Source organism: Streptomyces sp. WY228, assembly GCF_019287315.1.
Taxonomy (GTDB): domain Bacteria; phylum Actinomycetota; class Actinomycetes; order Streptomycetales; family Streptomycetaceae; genus Streptomyces; species Streptomyces caviscabies.
In genome coordinates, this window is sequence record NZ_CP079114.1 from 1,142,284 (window position 1) to 1,160,616 (window position 18,333).

Below are 18,333 nucleotides of genomic sequence, written 5' to 3' on the forward strand. Positions count from 1 at the left end.
TCAGTGCCGAAGGGCCGCAGGTCGCGGACCGGCCGTCGGGCCATCGATCGGCGGTACGAAATGTCCCGACGTCACTCGTTCGGTCGCACGTAGACCGTTTGTCCGAGGACCACCGTCCGCAGGCAGACGGGAAGGTCGGCGCCGGGCGTCAGGTCCGGCAGTCCCGGCGTGCCGGACCGGGGGTCGGTGGACCAGCGGGCGACCCGGTCGTCGGGGGCCTGGACCAGGAGTTCGGCGGTGCGCCAGACGGCGTAGTCGGCCGGGGCGCCGGGCACCAGGATGCCCGCGTCGTCGCGGCCGACGGCCCGCCAGCCGCCCCGGGTGTGGGCGGCGAACCCGGCGCGGACCGAGATGCGGTGCTCCGGGGTGCGGTGGTGGGCGGCGGCCCGGACGGTGCCCCAGGGGTCGAGCGGGGTGACCGGGCTGTCGGAGCCGAAGGCGAGCGGCACTCCGGTGCGCAGCAGTGCCGCGTACGGGTTGAGGCCGGCGGCCCGCTCCGCGCCCAGGCGCTCGGCGTACATCCCCTCCGGACCGCCCCAGGCGGCGTCGAAGGCGGGCTGGACGGAGGCGGTGAGGCCCAGCTCGGCGAAGGCGGCGATGGTCTCGGGGGTGAGCATCTCGGCGTGTTCGACGCGGTGGCGGGCGGCCCGGATCCGGTCGAGGCCGAGCGTCGCGGCGGCGGCCCTGATCCCGTCCACGACGGCGGTGACCGCGGCGTCGCCGATGGCGTGGAAGCCCGCCTGGAGGCCCGCCTCGGTGCAGGCGGTGACATGGGCGGCGATCCGGGCGGCGTCCAGGTGGGCGGTGCCGGTGTGCGGCTCGTCCGCGTAGGGCTCGTGCAGGCAGGCGGTGTGCGAGCCGAGGGAGCCGTCGACGAAGAGGTCGCCGGCGGCGCCGATCGCCCCGAGTTCACGGATGCGCCGGGCGTCCTTCTCGTTCGCGATCCCCTCGGCCCAGAGGCCGAGGACGCGTGGTCCCGGCCGTTCGGCGGCCAGCGCGAGGAGGCCGGTGAAGTCCTCCTCGTCGGAGATCTCGGGCCCGCCGCACTCGTGCACGCTGCCGATGCCGAGGGAGGCCGCGTGGTCGAGGGCGGCGCGCTGGGCGGCGGTCCGCTGGGCGGTGGACAGCGCGCCGTGGGCGGCGGCCCGTACGGCGTGGTGGGCGTCGCCGGTCAGCGGCGCGTCCGGGTGGTATCCGGCCATCGCGGTGACGCCGGGGACGAGGTCCAGCAGGGCCGTCGTGACGACCGCGGAGTGCACGTCGATCCGCGGCAGGTACAGGGCCCGGCCGCCGGTCGCCTCGTCGAGCTCGGCGCGCGAGGGGTGGCGCCGCTCGGGCCAGCGGGCGGCGTCCCAGCCGTGTCCGAGCAGGACGTCCCCTGCGGCGTGCCGGTTCGCGAACGCACGGACGAGGCCGAGGGCCTCGGCGAGCGTGCGGGCGCCGGAGAGGTCGAGCCCCGTCAGGGCCAGGCCGGTGGCGGTGGTGTGCACATGCGCGTCGGTGAACGCCGGGGTGACCAGGTCGCCTTCGAGGTCGATCACCTCGTCGACGCCGCTCGCGAAGGCGTCGGCGGCCCCCTCGGACCCCACCCAGGCGACATGCCCGCGTTCGACGACCATCGCGGTGGCGAACGGGTCGGCGGGGCTGTGGACGTCTCCGCCGCGCAACAGCACGGTGCGGTGTTCGGGGGCGCTCTGGGGGGCGGTGCTCTGGCTCATGGGACCAGTCTCGCGCCTGGTGGCGCCCGCCCGGACCGCGGCCCCCTCCCGGGAGAACGGGCCGGGGCCCGGACCCCGGGGTTCCGGGGCTTCAGATGCGCGGGGGCCGGGCCTCGTACGGGGTGGAGAGGACGACCGTGGTCCGGGTGGACACGCCGGCGAGCGTACGGATCCGGGTGAGCAGGTGTTCCAGCTCCAGCGGGGTCGCGACCCGCACCTTGAGGATGTAGTTCTCGTCACCGGCGACGCTGTGGCAGGCCTCCAGTTCGGGCACCCCGGCGAGCCGTTCGGCGATGTCGTCGGGTGCGCTCGGGTCGAACGGCTTCACCGAGATGAACGCGGTGAGGGGCAGCCCGACGGCCTCGGGGTCGACGACCGCGGCATAGCCGCGGATCACCCCGCGCTGCTCCAGCCTGCGGACGCGCTGATGAACCGCCGAGGTGGACAGGCCCGTGGCCTTGCCCAGGTCGGTGTAGCTCATCCGCCCGTCCTTGACGAGCAACTCAACGATCTGACGGTCCAGCTCCTCCATGCGGATCAACCTATGGCCCAGGGCGCCCCTCGGCACAGTCGCGGGGGTCACGGAACGGCACCTGCGGGCGGCATGTGACGAATGCCACAGGTTTGTGGGTCGGTAGCGGGCCGCCTCGCGGTTATCGGCCACGCGCGACGGGAAGTGCTTGCTGTGGTCGAGGCCGTGGCGCCTTGTCGGCCCACCCGAGGGGGGAATTCCCATGCAGAGCCTGAAGCTCACCGGACGTACCGAACCGGAGCCTGTCGATCCGGACGACGACGGTACCGCCGACGCGTACGACATGTTCGAGATGGTCCGGGTGATCTGCCCGGACTGCGCCCAGCCCATCGCGCTCCTGGCCGACGAGGACGTTCTGCCGGAGCACGCCCGGTGCCCCACACCGTGGAACCCCTTCGTCCTCACGGTCTGCTCCGGAACCGGGCGCGGTGTGGGCGACGCCCCGCCCGCGGACGAGACGCTGGAGCTCCAGGAGCAGGAGACCGGGCTGCTGCTGACGCTCCCCCAGGGGCTCGACTGGCGGATGCAGCCCTTCTCGCACGCCGGAGGACCCGGCTCCCGTCCGCTGCGGGTGCCGCGGATGCGGCGCGAGGCCGCCTGACCCGTACGCCGTACGCGACGCCCAGCACCACGACGGCCCGGCCGCCGTGGTGCCCGCGGTTCCGCGTCCCGGTCGCCGGCGCGGGGTACGGGCCCCCGCGAACGGGCGCTCGAATCGGCGGGGCAGTGACCCCGGTCCGCCCTGCCGCGTTGGCCTCGTATGACCACGCTGCATTCACCAGTCGGTTCGGGTCGCCGCCGGCTCGCCGCACCCGCCCCCGAAGAATCGGTTCCGCAGCCGGGTACGCCCGCACAGCCGCTGCCCCGATCCACCGGAGCCTCGCCCCGATCCACCGGAGCCTCGCCCATGGGCTCCCCTGCCGACCCGCCGATCTACAGCGCCCTGCTCAGACAGTGGGAGAGCGCCGGCCGGACCGTGCCGGGGCGCCGCGACCCGGAGTGGACCCAGGCCGCGGCGCTGCCCCCGTGGTCCGAGGGGCCCCTGCGGTTCAGCGCGTCTCGGGACCCGCGAGGTGGCGGGCGATGACCATGCGCTGGATCTGATTGGTGCCCTCCACGATCTGGAGCACCTTCGCCTCGCGCATCAGCCGCTCGACGGGGAAGTCGAGCGTGTAGCCGTAGCCGCCGAGCACCTGGACGGCGTCGGTGGTCACCCGCATGGCCGCGTCCGTGCAGAACAGCTTCGCCATGGCGGCCTGCCGGGAGAAGGGCTCCCCCGCGTCGCGCAGCCGGGCCGCCTCCAGGTAGAGCGCCCGGCCGGCCTCGATCTGGGTGGCCATGTCGGCGAGCATGAACCGCAGCCCCTGGAAGTCCGCGATGGGGCGGCCGAACTGGTGCCGGTCGGTGGCGTACCGGACGGCCTCGTCCAGGGCCGCCTGGGCGACCCCGACGGCACACGCGGCGATGCCGAGGCGCCCGGAGTCGAGCGCGGACAGGGCGATGGCGAAGCCCTGGCCCTCCTCGCCGATGCGCCGGTCGTCGCCGACCCGTACGCCGTCGAAGTGGAGCTGGGCCGTGGGCGAGCCCTTCATCCCCATCTTCTTCTCGGGGAGCGCCGCGTTCAGCCCCTCGGCGTCGCCGGGGACGAGGAAGGCCGTGATGCCGCGGGGGCCCTCGACGCCGGTGCGGGCGAGCACGGTGCAGAAGTCCGCGACGCCGCCGTGGGTGATCCAGGCCTTGGTCCCGGTGATGACCCAGTCGTCCCCGTCCCGTACGGCCTTGGTGCGCAGCGAGGCGGCGTCGGAGCCGGAGGCGGGCTCGGAGAGGCAGTAGGCGCCCAGCAGGCCGCCGGTGAGCATCGCCGGGAGGTGCGCGGCGCGCTGCTCCTCGGTGCCGTATCCGGCGAGGGCGTGGCAGGCGAGGGAGTGGACGCTGACGCCGAGTCCGACGGTGAGCCGGGCGGCGGCCAGCTCTTCCAGGACCTGGAGGTAGACCTCGTAGGGCTGGTCACCGCCGCCGTGGGCGGAGTCGTACGGGAGTCCCAGGAGTCCGGACTCGGACAGGAGGGTGAAGACCTCGCGCGGGAAGACGCCGGCTTCCTCCTGCTCGGCCGCCCGGGGAGCGATCTCCTTCGACACGATGTCGCGGACGAGCGCGACGAGCTGCCGGGACTCCTCGGTGGGCAGACGGCGTTCCACCGGCTGCGGGGCACGGTCGGACATGACGGCGCTCTCCTCCCTGTCGGGCGTTGCGACGGTCGCGCGCTCGGGGTGTGAGAGGCGCCGCCGGGTGATCTCCCGGAAGTGACCCGGGAAAAACAGACTGCCCCGCCGATCCTGCCCTCCCGGGTCACGGGTGGCACGGTCATCGGCTGTGGCGGGTTGAGTATGCCCGATCGGATGCCTCCCGTCACGGGGCGACGGGCAGGTCGGACGGCCTGGAGAGCCGCCAAAGGATCAGCGAATTGGTCCGAACCATTGACCCAACTGGTCTAGTCCTTCTACGGTTCCACCGAACGCATAACGCGTTCATGTCAAACCGGGCGCAGTCGCCCGGTGTTCGGCCGGCACCCCCCACGCACCAGCCCTCCCCCACGAGGAGCCACGATGCTCAAGCTGCACCGTCCCCGCGCCCGGCTCCGGGCGCTCGCCGCGGCCGCCTGTACGGCGGCCCTCGGCGCCACCCTGCTCGGCGTCGCCGGTATGTCCCCGGCCGGCGCGGCCCCCGCCGCACAGCCGCCCGCCGCCGAGGCCGCCCCCACGGCGGCGGGCGACAAGGTGATCGGATACTTCACCAACTGGGGTACGTACGACCGCAATTACCACGTCAAGAACATCGAGACGTCGGGCTCCGCGGACAAGCTGACCCACATCAACTACGCCTTCGGGAACGTCACCGGCGGCAAGTGCCAGATCGGCGACTCCTACGCCGACTACGAGAAGGCCTACACCGCCGACCAGTCGGTCGACGGGGTCGCCGACACCTGGGACCAGGAACTGCGGGGCAACTTCAACCAGTTGCGCAAGCTGAAGAAGCTCCACCCCGATCTGAAGGTCCTCTGGTCCTTCGGCGGCTGGAGCTGGTCCGGCGGCTTCGGTGAGGCCGCGCAGAACCCGGCCGCGTTCGCGAAGTCCTGCTACGACCTGGTGGAGGACCCCCGTTGGGCCGATGTCTTCGACGGCATCGACATCGACTGGGAGTACCCCAACGCCTGCGGTCTCACCTGTGACACCAGCGGCCGCGACGCCTACGGCAACCTGCTGGGCGAGCTGCGCAAGGCCTTCGGCAACGACAACCTGATCACCTCGGCGATCACGGCGGACGGCTCCGACGGCGGCAAGATCGACGCGGTGGACTACGCGGGTGCGGCCAAGCACCTCGACTGGTACCTGCCGATGACGTACGACTTCTTCGGAGCCTTCGCGGCGCAGGGCCCGACGGCCCCGCACTCCCCGCTGACGTCCTACCCGGGCATCCCGTCGGAGGGCTTCAACTCGGACGCCGCGATCTCCAAGCTGAAGTCGCTGGGCATCCCGTCGGAGAAGCTGCTGCTGGGCATCGGCTTCTACGGACGCGGCTGGACCGGCGTGACGCAGTCCGAGCCGGGCGGCAGCGCGACGGGCGCCGCGCCGGGCACGTACGAGGCGGGCATCGAGGACTACAAGGTCCTCAAGGACAGCTGCCCGGCCACGGGCAAGGTCGCGGGCACGGCGTACGCCCACTGCGGGAACAACTGGTGGAGCTACGACACCCCGGAGACCATCGGCACCAAGATGACCTACAAGAACGAGCAGGGCCTCGGCGGCACGTTCTTCTGGGAGCTGAGCGGTGACACCGGGAACGGCGAGCTGATCAAGGCGATCGACTAGTTCTCACGAGGCGGACGGAACGGGCGGGGTGCCGGGCGGGCGCCCCGCCCTTTCGCGTGCGCCGCCTCCCGCCGGGCCCCAGGAGGTACGCGGCCTTCACGCCGTCACAGCAGACCGATCTGGGTGACCAGCATCGCGAACACGACCACGAAGGCCCAGCCGGCGATGTGCTCCATCAGCTTCGAGCCGTCCTCGGGGCCGCCGGTGCGTGCGCGGCGGGCGTGGCGGGCGTTTCCTGCGGCGGTGGTCGCGGTCATGGCGTCTCGCTGTTCGTACGGCGTGGGCGGGGTCCCCCGTGACCCGACCAGAGTGCCAGCGCCCCGGGCCGTACAGAACGAGATCCCGGTCACGGCCCGGTGCGGCCGGGGCGTGACCGGACGTCCCGCTCCCCCGCGACGGTACGGAAATACGCCGCCGGGGCCGGTGGCGCGGGCGGGGCGCACTGTGGGCGACGCCACACCGGTCCGGGCCGATTCCCGGACCGGGGCCGCGCGAAAAGACTCAGGACACACGCGGGAACCTTTTCGGCCACGGGGCCGACTACTGCCCCATGGGAAGAGACCGCGGTACCGAGCCCGCCGCCGAGCCACGCCGGGCGGTCGGCTACCTCGTGCCGATGCGTGCACCGGGCGGCCTGCCGGGGAGAGCGGCCAGGGGCCTGCTCTGCGGCTCGGCCTGCCTGCTGCTCGGCGCGGTGAGCCATGTCGCGGCGGGCGGACGTCTGCCCGGCGCGGGGGTGCTCGGCCTCCTGCTCCTCGCCCTGACCGCGCAGGGGGCACTGCTCCTGGGCGGCCGACGGCACCGCTTCGACCTCGTGGTGCTGGTGCTCGGGGCGACGCAGTTCGCCCTGCACCACGCCTTCCACCTCTTCCCGGCCCCCGGCGGGGATCCGCACGCCGGGATGCCGGCCGGGCACGCGCACCACATGGCCGGGCCGTCCGCGGGCGGCGGTACGGACGCCGTCGGCCGGCACGCCATGGACGCCGGGATGACCGGGGCCCATGCGGCGGCCACGCTCGGGACGGCCCTGTGCGTGCTGTACGGGGAGCGGGTCCTGCGACGCCTCGCGGCCCTGGTCGCCCCGCTCGTCGTCCTCCGGTGGGCCGCCTCGCTCCCCTGCCCGCCCCGGCCGCGCCCGACGCCGCCGGTGGTGGCGCGGATCCGGTTCGGGGCGCTCCTCGCCCGGTCCCGGTCCCGGCGCGGGCCGCCTTCGGTGGCCTCCGCCCGACCTCACCCGCACCAGCCGTCGACGCCGGAAGAGACCCGGCGTCCCTCCGGCATGCGTACGGGAGGCGTCGGGCGCGCGTCCGCCACCGTCCGCCCTCCGAGGAGCACCCATGTCCAACAGAACCGAACACATAGCGCGACACGACCACGATCCGACCGACCCTCCGGCCGGCACCCCGGACGGAAAACCGGCCCGGCCGGCCCGCTCCTGGTCGGAGGTCTGGCATCTCCTGGTCCGGCTGCACTTCTACGCCGGAGTGCTCGTCGCCCCCTTCCTGCTGGTGGCCGCGCTGACCGGGCTGGCCTACACCCTGACGCCCCAGCTCGACCGGCTCGTCCACGGCGACCAGCTGCGGGTCGAGCGGGTCGGCGAGCAGGTGCGCCCGCTGTCCGAGCAGATCGCCGCGGCACGGTCCGCCCACCCCGAGGGCACCCTGGCATCGGTGATCACACCGCCGGGCCCGGAGGACACCACCCGGGTGGTGCTCGCGGTGCCGGAGCTGGGCGAGAACCAGCGCACGGTCTTCGTCGACCCGTACACCGCCGAGGTGCGGGGCGAGCTGACGACCTGGTTCGGGTCGACTCCGCTCACCACCTGGCTCGACGACCTGCACCGCAATCTGCACCTGGGCGACACCGGCCGGCTGTACTCCGAGGTGGCCGCGAGCTGGCTGTGGGTGGCCGTCGCGGGCGGCCTCGTCCTGTGGCTCGGGCGTGCCCGGGGCCGGCGGGCGAAGTCGGCCCGGGGCGTGCTGCTTCCGGACCGTACGGCCAAGGGGGTGCGGCGGACCCGGAGCCTGCACGCGGCGACCGGGGTGTGGCTGGCGCTGGGTCTGCTGTTCCTGAGCGCCACCGGCCTCACGTGGTCACAGTACGGCGGCGAGCGCTTCGGGCGGCTGCTGAACGCGGCCGACGGCAACGCCCCGGCCCTGGACACGGCGCTGCCCGGCGCAGAGGCCCCCGCCGAGGACCACTCCGAGCACGCCGGGCACGGCGGTTCCGGCGGCACGACGGCCGACGCCGACCCGGCGGAGTTCGACGCGGCCCTGGCGGCGGCCCGGGGCGCGGGCCTCGGCGGCATCGTGGAGGTGACGCCTCCGGCGGACGCGTCGCGTGCGTGGGTCGTGGCGCAGACCGACAACACCTGGCCGGTGCACTACGACCGGGTGGCCGTGGACACCACGAGCGGCGAGATCACCTCCCGCACCCGCTGGGCCGACCACCCTGCCCTGAACAAGCTCAGCAAGCTGGGCGTGCAGGGCCACATGGGCGTGCTGTTCGGCGTCGTCAACCAGATCGCGCTGGCGCTCCTCGCGCTCGGCCTGACCGCGGTGATCGTCTGGGGCTACCGCATGTGGTGGCAGCGGCGGCCCACCCGGGGCGACCGGTCCGCGCCGGTCGGCAGGGCCCCGGAGCGCGGGGCGTGGCGGCGGATTCCGCTGCCGGCCCTCGTCCTGGGCATCCCGGCCGTGGCCGCCCTGGGCTGGGCGCTGCCGGTGCTGGGGGTGACGCTGGCCGGGTTCCTGGTGGTCGACGCGGCGGTGGGGGCGGTGCGCCGACGACGTACCGCCTGACGCGTGCGTGGGCCGGGGGGCGCCGACCGACGCCGGCACCCCGGCCCTGCGGAGTAGGGGGAGGCCTCGGAAAACCCCGAGGCCTCCCCTTCGCCGTCCCCGGGCAGCCCCTGAGCCGTCCCTGAGATGTGCCGGAAGACGCTGACAGACGGCCGGACCACCTGTCAGCTTCCAGTGACAGGTACGGGACCGAAGGGCGCGCCCCCCGGGGCGAGGGCCGGATCCGGCACCGCGCTCCATCGGCCGCGGCGCTCCCGTGGACGGCCACCGCACAACCTCGGGGGAAGGAACCTCATGCCCGCACGCCGAACCGATTCCGCGGCCCGCCCGACCCGGCGCCGGATCCTGCTCGCGACGGGCGGCGTCGTGCTCGCGGCCTCGGCCGGCTGGGGCGGCAACTGGCTGGCCGCGTACAAACGTCACGCACGGAGCAACGTCGGCACGCTGGGCTTCCGCAACCGGCTGCGGATCCCCGAACTGCTCGATCCGAGGGCCTTTGACGGCGGCGCGAGACGCTACAAGCTGGAACTGGCCCCGGGCTCCTCGGAGTTCCTGCCCGGCAGGAAGACCGCGACCTGGGGCGCCAACGGCCCCTACCTCGCCCCGACCCTGCGGATGCGTGACGGCGACCCCGTCGCCCTGACCGTACGCAACGCTCTCCCGGAGCCGACGACCCTGCACTGGCACGGTATGCATCTGCCGCCCGCGATGGACGGCGGACCGCACCAGATGGTGGCCCCCGGCGCGGTCTGGCGGCCCCGCTGGACGGTCCACCAGCCCGCGTCGACGCTCTGGTACCACCCGCACCCGCACGGCTCCACCGGCAGTCATGTCTACCGGGGCATCGCCGGGATGATCATCGTCGACGACGCGGTGTCCGACCGGTCCGGGCTGCCCTCGGCCTACGGTGTCGACGACATTCCGCTCGTCCTCCAGGACAAGAACTTCCACGACGACGGTGCGCTGGACTTCACCGAGTCCACGTTCGCCGACACCCTCGCGGGCGTCGACAGCCTCGGCCTGCTCGGCGACACGATCCTCGTCAACGGCACCCACGACCCCCACTTCGAGGTCACCACCGAGCGGGTGCGGCTGCGGCTCCTCAACGGCTCCAACGCCCGCGTGTACGAACTCGGCTTCCCCGGCGACAAGACCTTCCACCTCGCCGCGACCGAGAACGGGCTCCTCAAGCGCCCGCTCGCACTGACCCGGCTGCGGCTCGCCCCGGGCGAGCGCGCCGAGATCGTCGTGTCGTTCACGGCGGGCGAGAAGGCGTTGCTGCGGAGTTTTCCGCCGGAGCTGGGGGTCGGCTTCCCCGTCGACCGCTTCGCGGGCGGCGACGACACCTTCGACCTGCTCGAACTGCGCGCCGCCCCGCGCCTCGATCCGTCCCCGCCGCTTCCCACCCGGATCGACGGGGCCCCGGCCGCCATCCCCCTCCCCGCCGACCCCCGGACCCGGCGCTTCAGCTTCGTCGGCACCCGGATCAACGACAGGGCGATGGACATGGAGCGCGTCGACGAGGTCGTGCCGGCCGGGGCCACCGAGATCTGGGAGATCGAGCGCGGCGACGGCAACGTCCACGCCTTCCACGTCCATGGCGCCACCTTCGACGTGCTGGAGGTCGACGGGGCGAAGCCGCCCGCCCATCTGCGCGGTCCGAAGGACACCGTCTACCTCCCCGGCACCACCACCGTCCGCCTGGCGGTCCGGTTCGACACGCTCACGGACGAGCGGACTCCGTACATGTACCACTGTCATGTCCTGCGCCACGAGGACGACGGCATGATGGGCCAGTTCCTCGTCGTCGCCCCCGGGCGCGAGGACAACGTCTCCCGGACCCTCGACGCCCCGGGCGCGCACGGCGGATCCCACGGGTCCCACCGCTGAGCGCCCTCGGATCGTGCGCTCTCAGCCCCGGGTCAGGCTCCTGAGCGCGGTGTTCAGCTCCAGGACGTTCACCCGGGGCTCGCCCAGGAAGCCGAGGAGCCGGCCGGTGGTGTGGTCGGCGACCAGGGCCTCGACCTCCTGGACGCCGAGCCCGTTCCGCTCGGCGACCCGGTGGACCTGGAGCTTCGCGTACGCGGGTGAGATGTCCGGGTCCAGGCCGGAGCCGGAGGAGGTGACGGCGTCGGCCGGCACATCGGCGGGCTTCACCTTGTAGGCGGGGGTGGAGTTGTCCTTCACCACGGCCGCCTTGGCGTCCTTCACCCAGCGGATCAACTCCTCGTTGTCGCCGGAGCGGTTGGTGGCGCCGGAGAGGATCAGGGAGTACTGGGTGTTGACGCTGTTGGTCCCGAGGCCGTTGGAGGGACGGGGCTGGAACCACTTCAGGTCTGGTGCGGGCGACTCCTGACCGTCCTTCAGCGGGAGGTCGTAGCGCTGGCCGATGAGGGAGGAGCCGACGACCCGGCCGCTCGCGTCCTTGATCTCGGAGCCGTTGGCCTTGTCGTTGAACAGGGCCTGGGCGACGCCGGTGACGGCGAGCGGGTAGAGCACTCCGCAGAGGAGGGTGAGGACGAGCAGGGCGCGGAGCCCCGCCCCGAGCAGGCGTGCGGTGCTGCTGACGGTGTTGTGGGTCATGGCGGATCAGCCGATTCCGGGGATGAGGGAGAGGAGCAGGTCGATGAGCTTGATGCCGATGAACGGGGCGACGAGGCCGCCGAGTCCGTAGACGCCGAGGTTGCGGCGGAGCATCCGGTCGGCGCTCGCGGGCCGGTAGCGCACGCCCTTGAGCGCGAGGGGCACCAGGGCGACGATGATCAGCGCGTTGAAGATGACCGCCGACAGGATCGCGGACTCGGGCGAGGCGAGCCCCATGATGTTCAGCTTGTCCAGCGACGGGTAGGCCACGGCGAACATGGCGGGGATGATCGCGAAGTACTTGGCGACGTCGTTGGCGATGGAGAACGTCGTCAACGCGCCCCGGGTGATGAGGAGTTGCTTGCCGATCTCGACGATCTCGATGAGTTTGGTGGGGTTGGAGTCGAGATCGACCATGTTCCCGGCCTCCTTGGCGGCCGAGGTACCGGTGTTCATCGCGACGCCGACGTCGGCCTGGGCCAGGGCGGGGGCGTCGTTGGTGCCGTCGCCGGTCATCGCGACCAGCTTGCCGCCGGCCTGCTCCCGCTTGATGAGGGCCATCTTGTCCTCGGGCGTCGCCTCGGCCAGGAAGTCGTCGACCCCGGCCTCGTGGGCGATGGCCTTCGCGGTCAGCGGGTTGTCGCCCGTGATCATGACCGTACGGATGCCCATCCGGCGCAGTTCGTCGAACCGCTCCCGCATGCCCTCCTTCACCACGTCCTTGAGGTGGATGACGCCGAGGACGCGTGCGCCGCGAGCATCCTCCACGGCCACCAGCAGCGGCGTGCCACCGGCCTCGGAGATCTGTTCGGTGAGCGCCCGCGCGTCCTCGCAGGCGCTCCCGCCCCGCTCCTTCACCCAGGCCGCGACCGCGCCGGTCGCGCCCTTGCGGACCTTCCGCCCGGCCAGGTCCACGCCCGACATCCGGGTCTGCGCGGTGAACGCGATCCACGCGGCGTCGGTCAGCTCCCCCCGGTCCCGTTCGCGCAGCCCGTACCTCTCCTTGGCCAGCACGACGACCGACCGGCCCTCCGGGGTCTCGTCGGCGAGCGAGGAGAGCTGTGCGGCGTCGGCGAGTTCGGCTTCCGTCACGCCCTGGACCGGTACGAACGCGGCCGCCTGGCGGTTGCCGAGGGTGATCGTGCCGGTCTTGTCGAGCAGCAGGGTCGATACGTCACCCGCCGCCTCGACCGCGCGGCCCGACATGGCCAGGACGTTGCGCTGGACGAGCCGGTCCATCCCGGCGATGCCGATGGCGGACAGCAGCGCCCCGATCGTGGTGGGGATCAGGCACACCAGCAGGGCCGTGAGCACGATCAGCGAGGTCTGGTCGTCCGCGCCCGCGTAGATCGCGAACGGCTTCAGGGTGACGACGGCCAGCAGGAAGACGATCGTGAGGGAGGCCAGCAGGATGTTCAGGGCGATCTCGTTGGGCGTCCGCTGCCGGGCCGCGCCCTCCACCAGGCCGATCATGCGGTCGATGAAGGTCTCGCCCGGCCTGGTGGTGATCCTGATGACGACGCGGTCGGACAGCACCTTCGTACCGCCGGTGACGGCCGAGCGGTCGCCGCCGGACTCGCGGATGACGGGGGCGGACTCGCCGGTGATCGCGGACTCGTCGACGGAGGCGACGCCCTCGACGACGTCTCCGTCGCCGGGGATGACGTCTCCGGCCTCGCAGACCACCAGGTCCCCGATGCGCAGATCCGTTCCGGCGACCCGTTCCTCCCGCGCACCGGTGATCCGGCGCGCGACGGTGTCGGTCCTGGCCCGGCGCAGGGTGTCGGCCTGGGCCTTGCCCCGGCCCTCCGCCACCGCCTCCGCCAGATTGGCGAAGAGCGTGGTCAGCCAGAGCCAGGCGGTGATCGCCCAGCCGAACCAGTCGGTCGGGTCCATGATCGCGAGCACGGTGGTGACCACCGAGCCGACGAGCACGACGAACATCACCGGCGACTTGATCATCACGCGCGGGTCGAGCTTGCGCAGTGCGTCCGGGAAGGACCTCAGAAGCTGCTGGGGGTCGAAGAGTCCGGCGCCGGCACGGTGGGCGGTTCCCGGGCCACCGGTGGGCGGCGGGTCTCCGTGGGGGGCGCGGACGGGGGTGGCGGTGCTCATGAGGCGAGCCCTTCGGCGAGCGGCCCCAGCGCGAGGGCGGGGAAGTAGGTGAGTCCGGTGATGATGAGGATCGTGCCGACGAGCAGCCCCGCGTAGAGCGGCTTGTCGGTGCGCAGCGTGCCCGCTGTCCCGGGCACCGGCTTCTGCTCGGCGAGCGAGCCGGCGAGGGCGAGGACGAACACCATCGGCAGGAACCGGCCGAGCAGCATGGCGATGCCGATGGTGGTGTTGAACCACTGGGTGTCGGCGTTCAGCCCGGCGAAGGCGGAGCCGTTGTTGTTGGCGCCGGAGGTGTAGGCGTACAGGATCTCGGAGAAGCCGTGCGCGCCGGAGTTGGTCATCGAGTGGCCCGGGGTGGGCAGGGCCAGCGCGACGGCGGTGAAGCCGAGGACGAGGGCCGGGGTGATGAGGAGGTAGCAGGCGGCGAAGGTGATCTGGCGGGTGCCGATCTTCTTGCCGAGGTACTCCGGGGTGCGTCCGACCATCAGTCCGGCGATGAACACCGCGATGACCGCCATGATCAGCATGCCGTAGAGGCCGGAGCCGACGCCGCCGGGCGCGATCTCGCCGAGCTGCATGCCGAGCAGTGTGATGCCGCCGCCGAAGCCGGTGTACGAGGAGTGGAAGGAGTTCACCGCGCCGGTGGAGGTCAGCGTCGTGGCGACCGCGAAGATCGACGAGCCGGCGATCCCGAAGCGGGTCTCCTTGCCCTCCATGGCCCCGCCCGCGATCTCGAACGCCGGGCCCCGGTGGGCGAACTCGGTCCACATCATCAGGGCCGTGAAGCCGATCCAGATGACGGCCATCGCGCCGAGGATCGCGTACCCCTGCTTGAGCGAACCGACCAGCCGGCCGAAGGTCCGCGTCAGCGCGAACGGGATCAGCAGGATGAGGAAGATCTCGAAGAGGTTGGAGAGGGGGTTGGGGTTCTCGAAGGGGTGGGCGGCGTTGGCGTTGAAGTAGCCGCCGCCGTTGGTGCCGAGCTCCTTGATGGCCTCCTGGGAGGCGACCGCGCCGCCGTTCCATTCCTGGGTGGAGCCCATGAACTGTCCGACCTGGTGGATGCCGGAGAAGTTCTGGATCGCCCCGCAGGCGACCAGCACGATCGCGCCGATCACCGAGACCGGGATCAGGATGCGGACGGTGCCGCGCACGAGGTCGGCCCAGAAGTTGCCGAGTTCGCCGGTACGGGACCGGGCGAAGCCGCGTACGAGTGCCACCGCGACGGCCATGCCGACGGCGGCGGACAGGAAGTTCTGCACCGCGAGGCCGCCGGTCTGCACGACGTGGCCCATGGCCTGTTCGCCGTAGTAGGACTGCCAGTTGGTGTTGGCGACGAAGGACGCGGCGGTGTTGAACGCCTGGTCCGGGTCGATCGAGGAGAAGCCGAGCGAACCGGGCAGCGAGCCCTGTACCCGTTGCATCAGATACAGGAGGAGGACGCTCGCCGCCGAGAAGGCGAGCACACCGCGCAGATAGGCGGGCCAGCGCATTTCGGCGGCCGGATCGGCGCCGATGACTTTGTATATCCACTTCTCCGGCGTGTAGTGCTTCTCGGAGGAGTAGACCCTGGCCATGTAATCGCCCAGCGGGCGATAGGCGAGCGCGAGGGCGGCTATCAGGGCGAGCAGCTGGAGCACACCAGCGATCTGGGAACTCATTGCGGCACTCAGAACCTCTCCGGGAAAAGGAGAGCCAGTACGAGATACCCGATCAGGGAGACGGCCACGACGAGGCCGACGACGTTCTCGGCGGTCACAGCTTGGTCACCCCCCGGGCGATGAGAGCCACCAGCGCGAATACCGCGACCGTGGTGACGACGAAGGCCAGGTCGGCCATCGCGAACTCCTGATTGACGTGGGGAAGAGAAATCGGCCCGGTGGCCGAGAAAAAGGAAACCTCGGCTTCGCCCCCCGGGTAAGCCGCTTTGACGGGCTCCATACGAGGACCGGAAATCCCTTGACGCGGGCCTGACGCGACCCGCCGTGCCCCACCACACAGCGCTTTGTTGGTTTCCACGGAATGTGACAGCCGCCGGTCACGGATGCGTTCCGGCCGCGGCGGTCACCGTGCCCGGAACGCGCGTTGCCCGGGACGCCGAAGCGTCCCGGGCAACTTTCCCGCTTCCTCACGGGCGCGCGGAGCTCAAGCGCCTCCGCGCCGGCTCACAGCAGACCGAGCGACCGCAGGACCCGCTGCTGGGAGGGCGTCGGCCGGGCCGGCCAGTACACGTAGCACACCCCGCCCGTGCCGCTTCTGACCTGGCCGTTCGCGTCGTACCGCTTCGTGCGCAGCCAGATGTTCTCCCATTCGCGCCGGCGGTAGACCCGGCGTACCGCGTCGTTGTCGGGCGAGGCCGGGTCGTTGGCGATGACGTCACCCTCGGGGGTGAAGCCGATGACCGTCATCAGGTGGCCCGAGGTGCCGTATCCGGCGCCGGTCAGCTCCTCCTTCAGGAAGGACTGGGAGGTGATGACCGGGATTCCGGCGCGGATCAGCCGCTCCACGTCGGTGAGCGAGCCGAGCCGGGTGACGGCGGCGTTCATGTCGCGGTACGTGGCGGCGTAGGCGGCGTTGAACGGCCAGTTGCCGCAGCCGCCGTACTGGTAGTCGTAGGTGTGGCGGGCGGCGTGGCAGACCTGGGGGTCGGGCAGGCCGGGCTTGACCCAGGCGAGGTCGTCCGCGGTGGGCTTCCGGCCCCAGTACTCGATGATCATCTGCGAGGAGGTGGGGCTGCACCACGCCTCGCCGCCGTTGTCGTACTCGGGGTACTGCCCGATGTGGATGTTCTGCGAGTAGCGCGGCACGGGCAGTTCGCGGGCGAGCGCGGGGGCGCTCGCGGGCACGGTGAAGCGGTCGGGCACGTCGGAGGCCATCGCGCCGACCCGCCAGACGGTCGGGGTGAGGCGGCTGCCCGGGGCGCGGTACAGCGTCAGCCGCAGCCGGTAGGAGACCAGGCGTACACCGCTCGCCGGGTCGTCCACCGAGAGGGTGTCCGTCCACACGGAGCTGTACGGGTCGCCCTGGTCGTCGACGGAGGTACGGCGGATGTCGCCGTCGCCCGCCGCCCAGCGGCCCATCACGAACCAGGGGGTCGCGGTGCCGTCCGCGTAGGCGCCGCTCAGCTCGACCTGGATCCAGGTGCCGGCCGGGGTGCGGGCGTTCCAGGAGGCGATCACCTCGGTGGCGGGGACGGCGGAGCGGTGGACGGCGGAGGTCCAGGTGGCGTAGTCCCAGGCGGCCGTCGTACCGGTGTGCGGGTCGGTGTGGTCGGTGCGGCCGGCCGGGGTGGCGATCACCAGGCCGGGGCGGGCGCCGGGAAGCACCCGGGTGCCGTCGCCCGTGCCGCAGCGCCAGTCGGTGTAGGTGTGCCAGAAACGGTTGTCCACGAGGGCTTTCGGGGCGGCGGCGGAGCCGGCGGGCGAGGACGGGGCGGTGGACGAGGACGCGGCGGCCGTCGCGGGCGTGGCGGAGGCCACCGTCCCGGCGCCTGCCGCCGCCGCGAGCGCGGCGGTCAGAACGGTTCTGCGCGAAGTCGGACTGGTCATGGTCGTGACCCCCGGTCGGATGCGGAAGGTGGTCTGCGGGTGCCGTTCGGTGCGCCAACTATCCCGGCTCCGGGCCGGATCGGGCCAGCGGTTCGGCAACCGCCGCCGGACCAACATGGGTCTGGACCACTGGCGTGACCTGCGGTGGTGCGCGGCGCACCCCGGGGCGGCTCCGTGCCGGAACGTACCCTGGAGCCATGGACGACCTGGCCCGCCACGCCGATGACCTGCGCTCACTGCCCCCTTCCTGCGGACCGGTCCGACTGGTGGCGGTCGACGGGCACGCCGGTTCGGGCAAGAGCACCTTCGCCGCCCGCCTCGCGGCGGCGCTGGGCGGTGCGCCGGTCCTCCATCTGGACGATCTCGCCACGCACGAGGAGCTGTTCGGCTGGACGGGGCGGCTGCTGGAGCAGGTGGTCCTGCCGCTCTCGCGCGGCGAGAGCGCCCGCTATGCCCCGTACGACTGGACGGAGCGCCGCTTCGACCCGGCGCGGACCCTGGAGCCGGCCCCGCTGGTGCTGGTGGAGGGGGTCGGCGCGGGACGCCGGGAGGTGCGGCCGTGGCTGGCGGCGCTGTGCTGGATGGAGCTGGAGCGGGAGACGTCCTGGGAGCGGGGCCGTCGCCGGGACGGCGAGGTGCTCACCGGGTTCTGGGACGGGTGGACGCGCGCCGAGGAACGGCATTTCGCCGAAGACCCGTCACGTCCGTACGCCGACACGCTGGTACGCCAGGTGCCGGAGGGGTACGTGTGGCTGCCGGGGCCCCACGCGACAGCGGGAGAGAGCCGCATCGTCACCCACGGTAGCCAGGAGATCCCGCCATACTGAGCAGTCGGAAATCAGCTCAGAAGAGCCTCAACTCCGCTTGACCGGCGGGCCTTACTGGTCTTACGTTCTCATTGTGCGGCTTTTCGGAGCCCCCGCAGACGCGAAGCCCCCGGTTGTTCCCCCGTGATCGGGGGCTTCGCTCTGTGCTCCCCGCACCGTTCCGGCGACCACGCAGAGCGATGCACTCACCCTCGGTGACCACTCCTGAGGGTCGGTCAGGAAGCGGCCCCACCCCCGGTGCGCGGGTACGATGCAGCTCGGTGTGGTCAATTCCCTTCCTCCACGCCGTGATTCAGCACGCTCCGGTGGGCATGCTGTGCGGGCGGGACATCCTGGGGGC

At 72.3% G+C, this 18,333-nt stretch carries 15 protein-coding genes; 5 read left to right on the top strand and 10 right to left on the bottom strand.

Going from position 1 to position 18,333, the window contains the following annotated elements:
* Positions 1 to 71: 71 nt before the first annotated feature.
* Positions 72 to 1,718, bottom strand: coding sequence for an amidohydrolase (locus KV381_RS04645; RefSeq protein ID WP_218784691.1), 1,647 nt, complete (start codon positions 1,716 to 1,718; stop codon positions 72 to 74).
* 91 nt (positions 1,719 to 1,809) lie between these two features.
* Positions 1,810 to 2,250, bottom strand: a complete 441-nt coding sequence (locus KV381_RS04650; RefSeq protein WP_010057405.1) for an Lrp/AsnC family transcriptional regulator — start codon at positions 2,248 to 2,250, stop codon at positions 1,810 to 1,812.
* Positions 2,251 to 2,452: 202 nt separating this feature from the next.
* Between KV381_RS04650 and KV381_RS04655 the strand changes: the two genes are divergently transcribed.
* Complete coding sequence (locus KV381_RS04655; RefSeq protein WP_086780101.1) at positions 2,453 to 2,851, top strand: hypothetical protein; 399 nt, start codon at positions 2,453 to 2,455, stop codon at positions 2,849 to 2,851.
* 448 nt (positions 2,852 to 3,299) lie between these two features.
* Here the strand turns inward: KV381_RS04655 and KV381_RS04660 are convergent, their stop codons facing one another.
* On the bottom strand, positions 3,300 to 4,472 hold the full coding sequence (locus KV381_RS04660) for an acyl-CoA dehydrogenase family protein (RefSeq protein WP_030633844.1): 1,173 nt from the start codon (positions 4,470 to 4,472) through the stop codon (positions 3,300 to 3,302).
* Between the two features lie 384 nt (positions 4,473 to 4,856).
* On the opposite strand from KV381_RS04660, the gene KV381_RS04665 reads away from it, so the two are divergent.
* A complete protein-coding gene (locus KV381_RS04665; protein ID WP_193464583.1) occupies positions 4,857 to 6,119 on the top strand; it encodes a glycoside hydrolase family 18 protein in 1,263 nt (420 codons plus the stop codon).
* A gap of 104 nt (positions 6,120 to 6,223) precedes the next feature.
* On the opposite strand, the gene KV381_RS04670 is transcribed toward KV381_RS04665, so the two are convergent.
* The gene (locus KV381_RS04670; RefSeq protein WP_107058028.1) at positions 6,224 to 6,376 is read right to left on the bottom strand and encodes an SCO1431 family membrane protein; all 153 of its coding nucleotides are present in this window, start codon (positions 6,374 to 6,376) and stop codon (positions 6,224 to 6,226) included.
* Positions 6,377 to 7,456: 1,080 nt separating this feature from the next.
* On the opposite strand from KV381_RS04670, the gene KV381_RS04675 reads away from it, so the two are divergent.
* Both KV381_RS04675 and KV381_RS04680 read left to right on the top strand, forming a co-directional pair.
* Complete coding sequence (locus KV381_RS04675) at positions 7,457 to 8,920, top strand: PepSY domain-containing protein (protein ID WP_218784693.1); 1,464 nt, start codon at positions 7,457 to 7,459, stop codon at positions 8,918 to 8,920.
* A gap of 294 nt (positions 8,921 to 9,214) precedes the next feature.
* Positions 9,215 to 10,810: a multicopper oxidase family protein gene (locus KV381_RS04680; protein ID WP_218784695.1), complete on the top strand. Its 1,596-nt coding sequence runs from the start codon at positions 9,215 to 9,217 to the stop codon at positions 10,808 to 10,810.
* 21 nt (positions 10,811 to 10,831) lie between these two features.
* Here the strand turns inward: KV381_RS04680 and KV381_RS04685 are convergent, their stop codons facing one another.
* From KV381_RS04685 to KV381_RS04710, 6 genes are all read right to left on the bottom strand, one after another.
* Complete coding sequence (locus KV381_RS04685) at positions 10,832 to 11,503, bottom strand: potassium-transporting ATPase subunit C (RefSeq protein WP_030080318.1); 672 nt, start codon at positions 11,501 to 11,503, stop codon at positions 10,832 to 10,834.
* Between the two features lie 6 nt (positions 11,504 to 11,509).
* On the bottom strand, positions 11,510 to 13,618 hold the full coding sequence (gene kdpB / locus KV381_RS04690) for a potassium-transporting ATPase subunit KdpB (RefSeq protein WP_218784697.1): 2,109 nt from the start codon (positions 13,616 to 13,618) through the stop codon (positions 11,510 to 11,512).
* Complete coding sequence (gene kdpA / locus KV381_RS04695; protein ID WP_218784700.1) at positions 13,615 to 15,279, bottom strand: potassium-transporting ATPase subunit KdpA; 1,665 nt, start codon at positions 15,277 to 15,279, stop codon at positions 13,615 to 13,617. Before kdpA ends, kdpB begins: the two co-directional genes overlap by 4 nt.
* 8 nt (positions 15,280 to 15,287) lie before the next feature.
* Positions 15,288 to 15,377 (bottom strand): K(+)-transporting ATPase subunit F, encoded by a 90-nt coding sequence (gene kdpF / locus KV381_RS04700; protein ID WP_032787837.1) that lies wholly within the window; start codon positions 15,375 to 15,377, stop codon positions 15,288 to 15,290.
* Positions 15,374 to 15,559 carry a hypothetical protein gene (locus KV381_RS04705; RefSeq protein WP_146065296.1) on the bottom strand — a complete coding sequence of 62 codons (186 nt, stop codon included), beginning with the start codon at positions 15,557 to 15,559 and terminating at the stop codon, positions 15,374 to 15,376. Before KV381_RS04705 ends, kdpF begins: the two co-directional genes overlap by 4 nt.
* A 224-nt stretch (positions 15,560 to 15,783) precedes the next feature.
* On the bottom strand, positions 15,784 to 17,166 hold the full coding sequence (locus tag KV381_RS04710) for a peptidase C39 family protein (RefSeq protein ID WP_030633835.1): 1,383 nt from the start codon (positions 17,164 to 17,166) through the stop codon (positions 15,784 to 15,786).
* Between the two features lie 197 nt (positions 17,167 to 17,363).
* Here KV381_RS04710 and KV381_RS04715 point away from each other — a divergent pair, with 197 nt between their 5' ends.
* Positions 17,364 to 17,993, top strand: a complete 630-nt coding sequence (locus tag KV381_RS04715) for a uridine kinase (protein ID WP_103537201.1) — start codon at positions 17,364 to 17,366, stop codon at positions 17,991 to 17,993.
* Positions 17,994 to 18,333 lie beyond the last annotated feature (340 nt).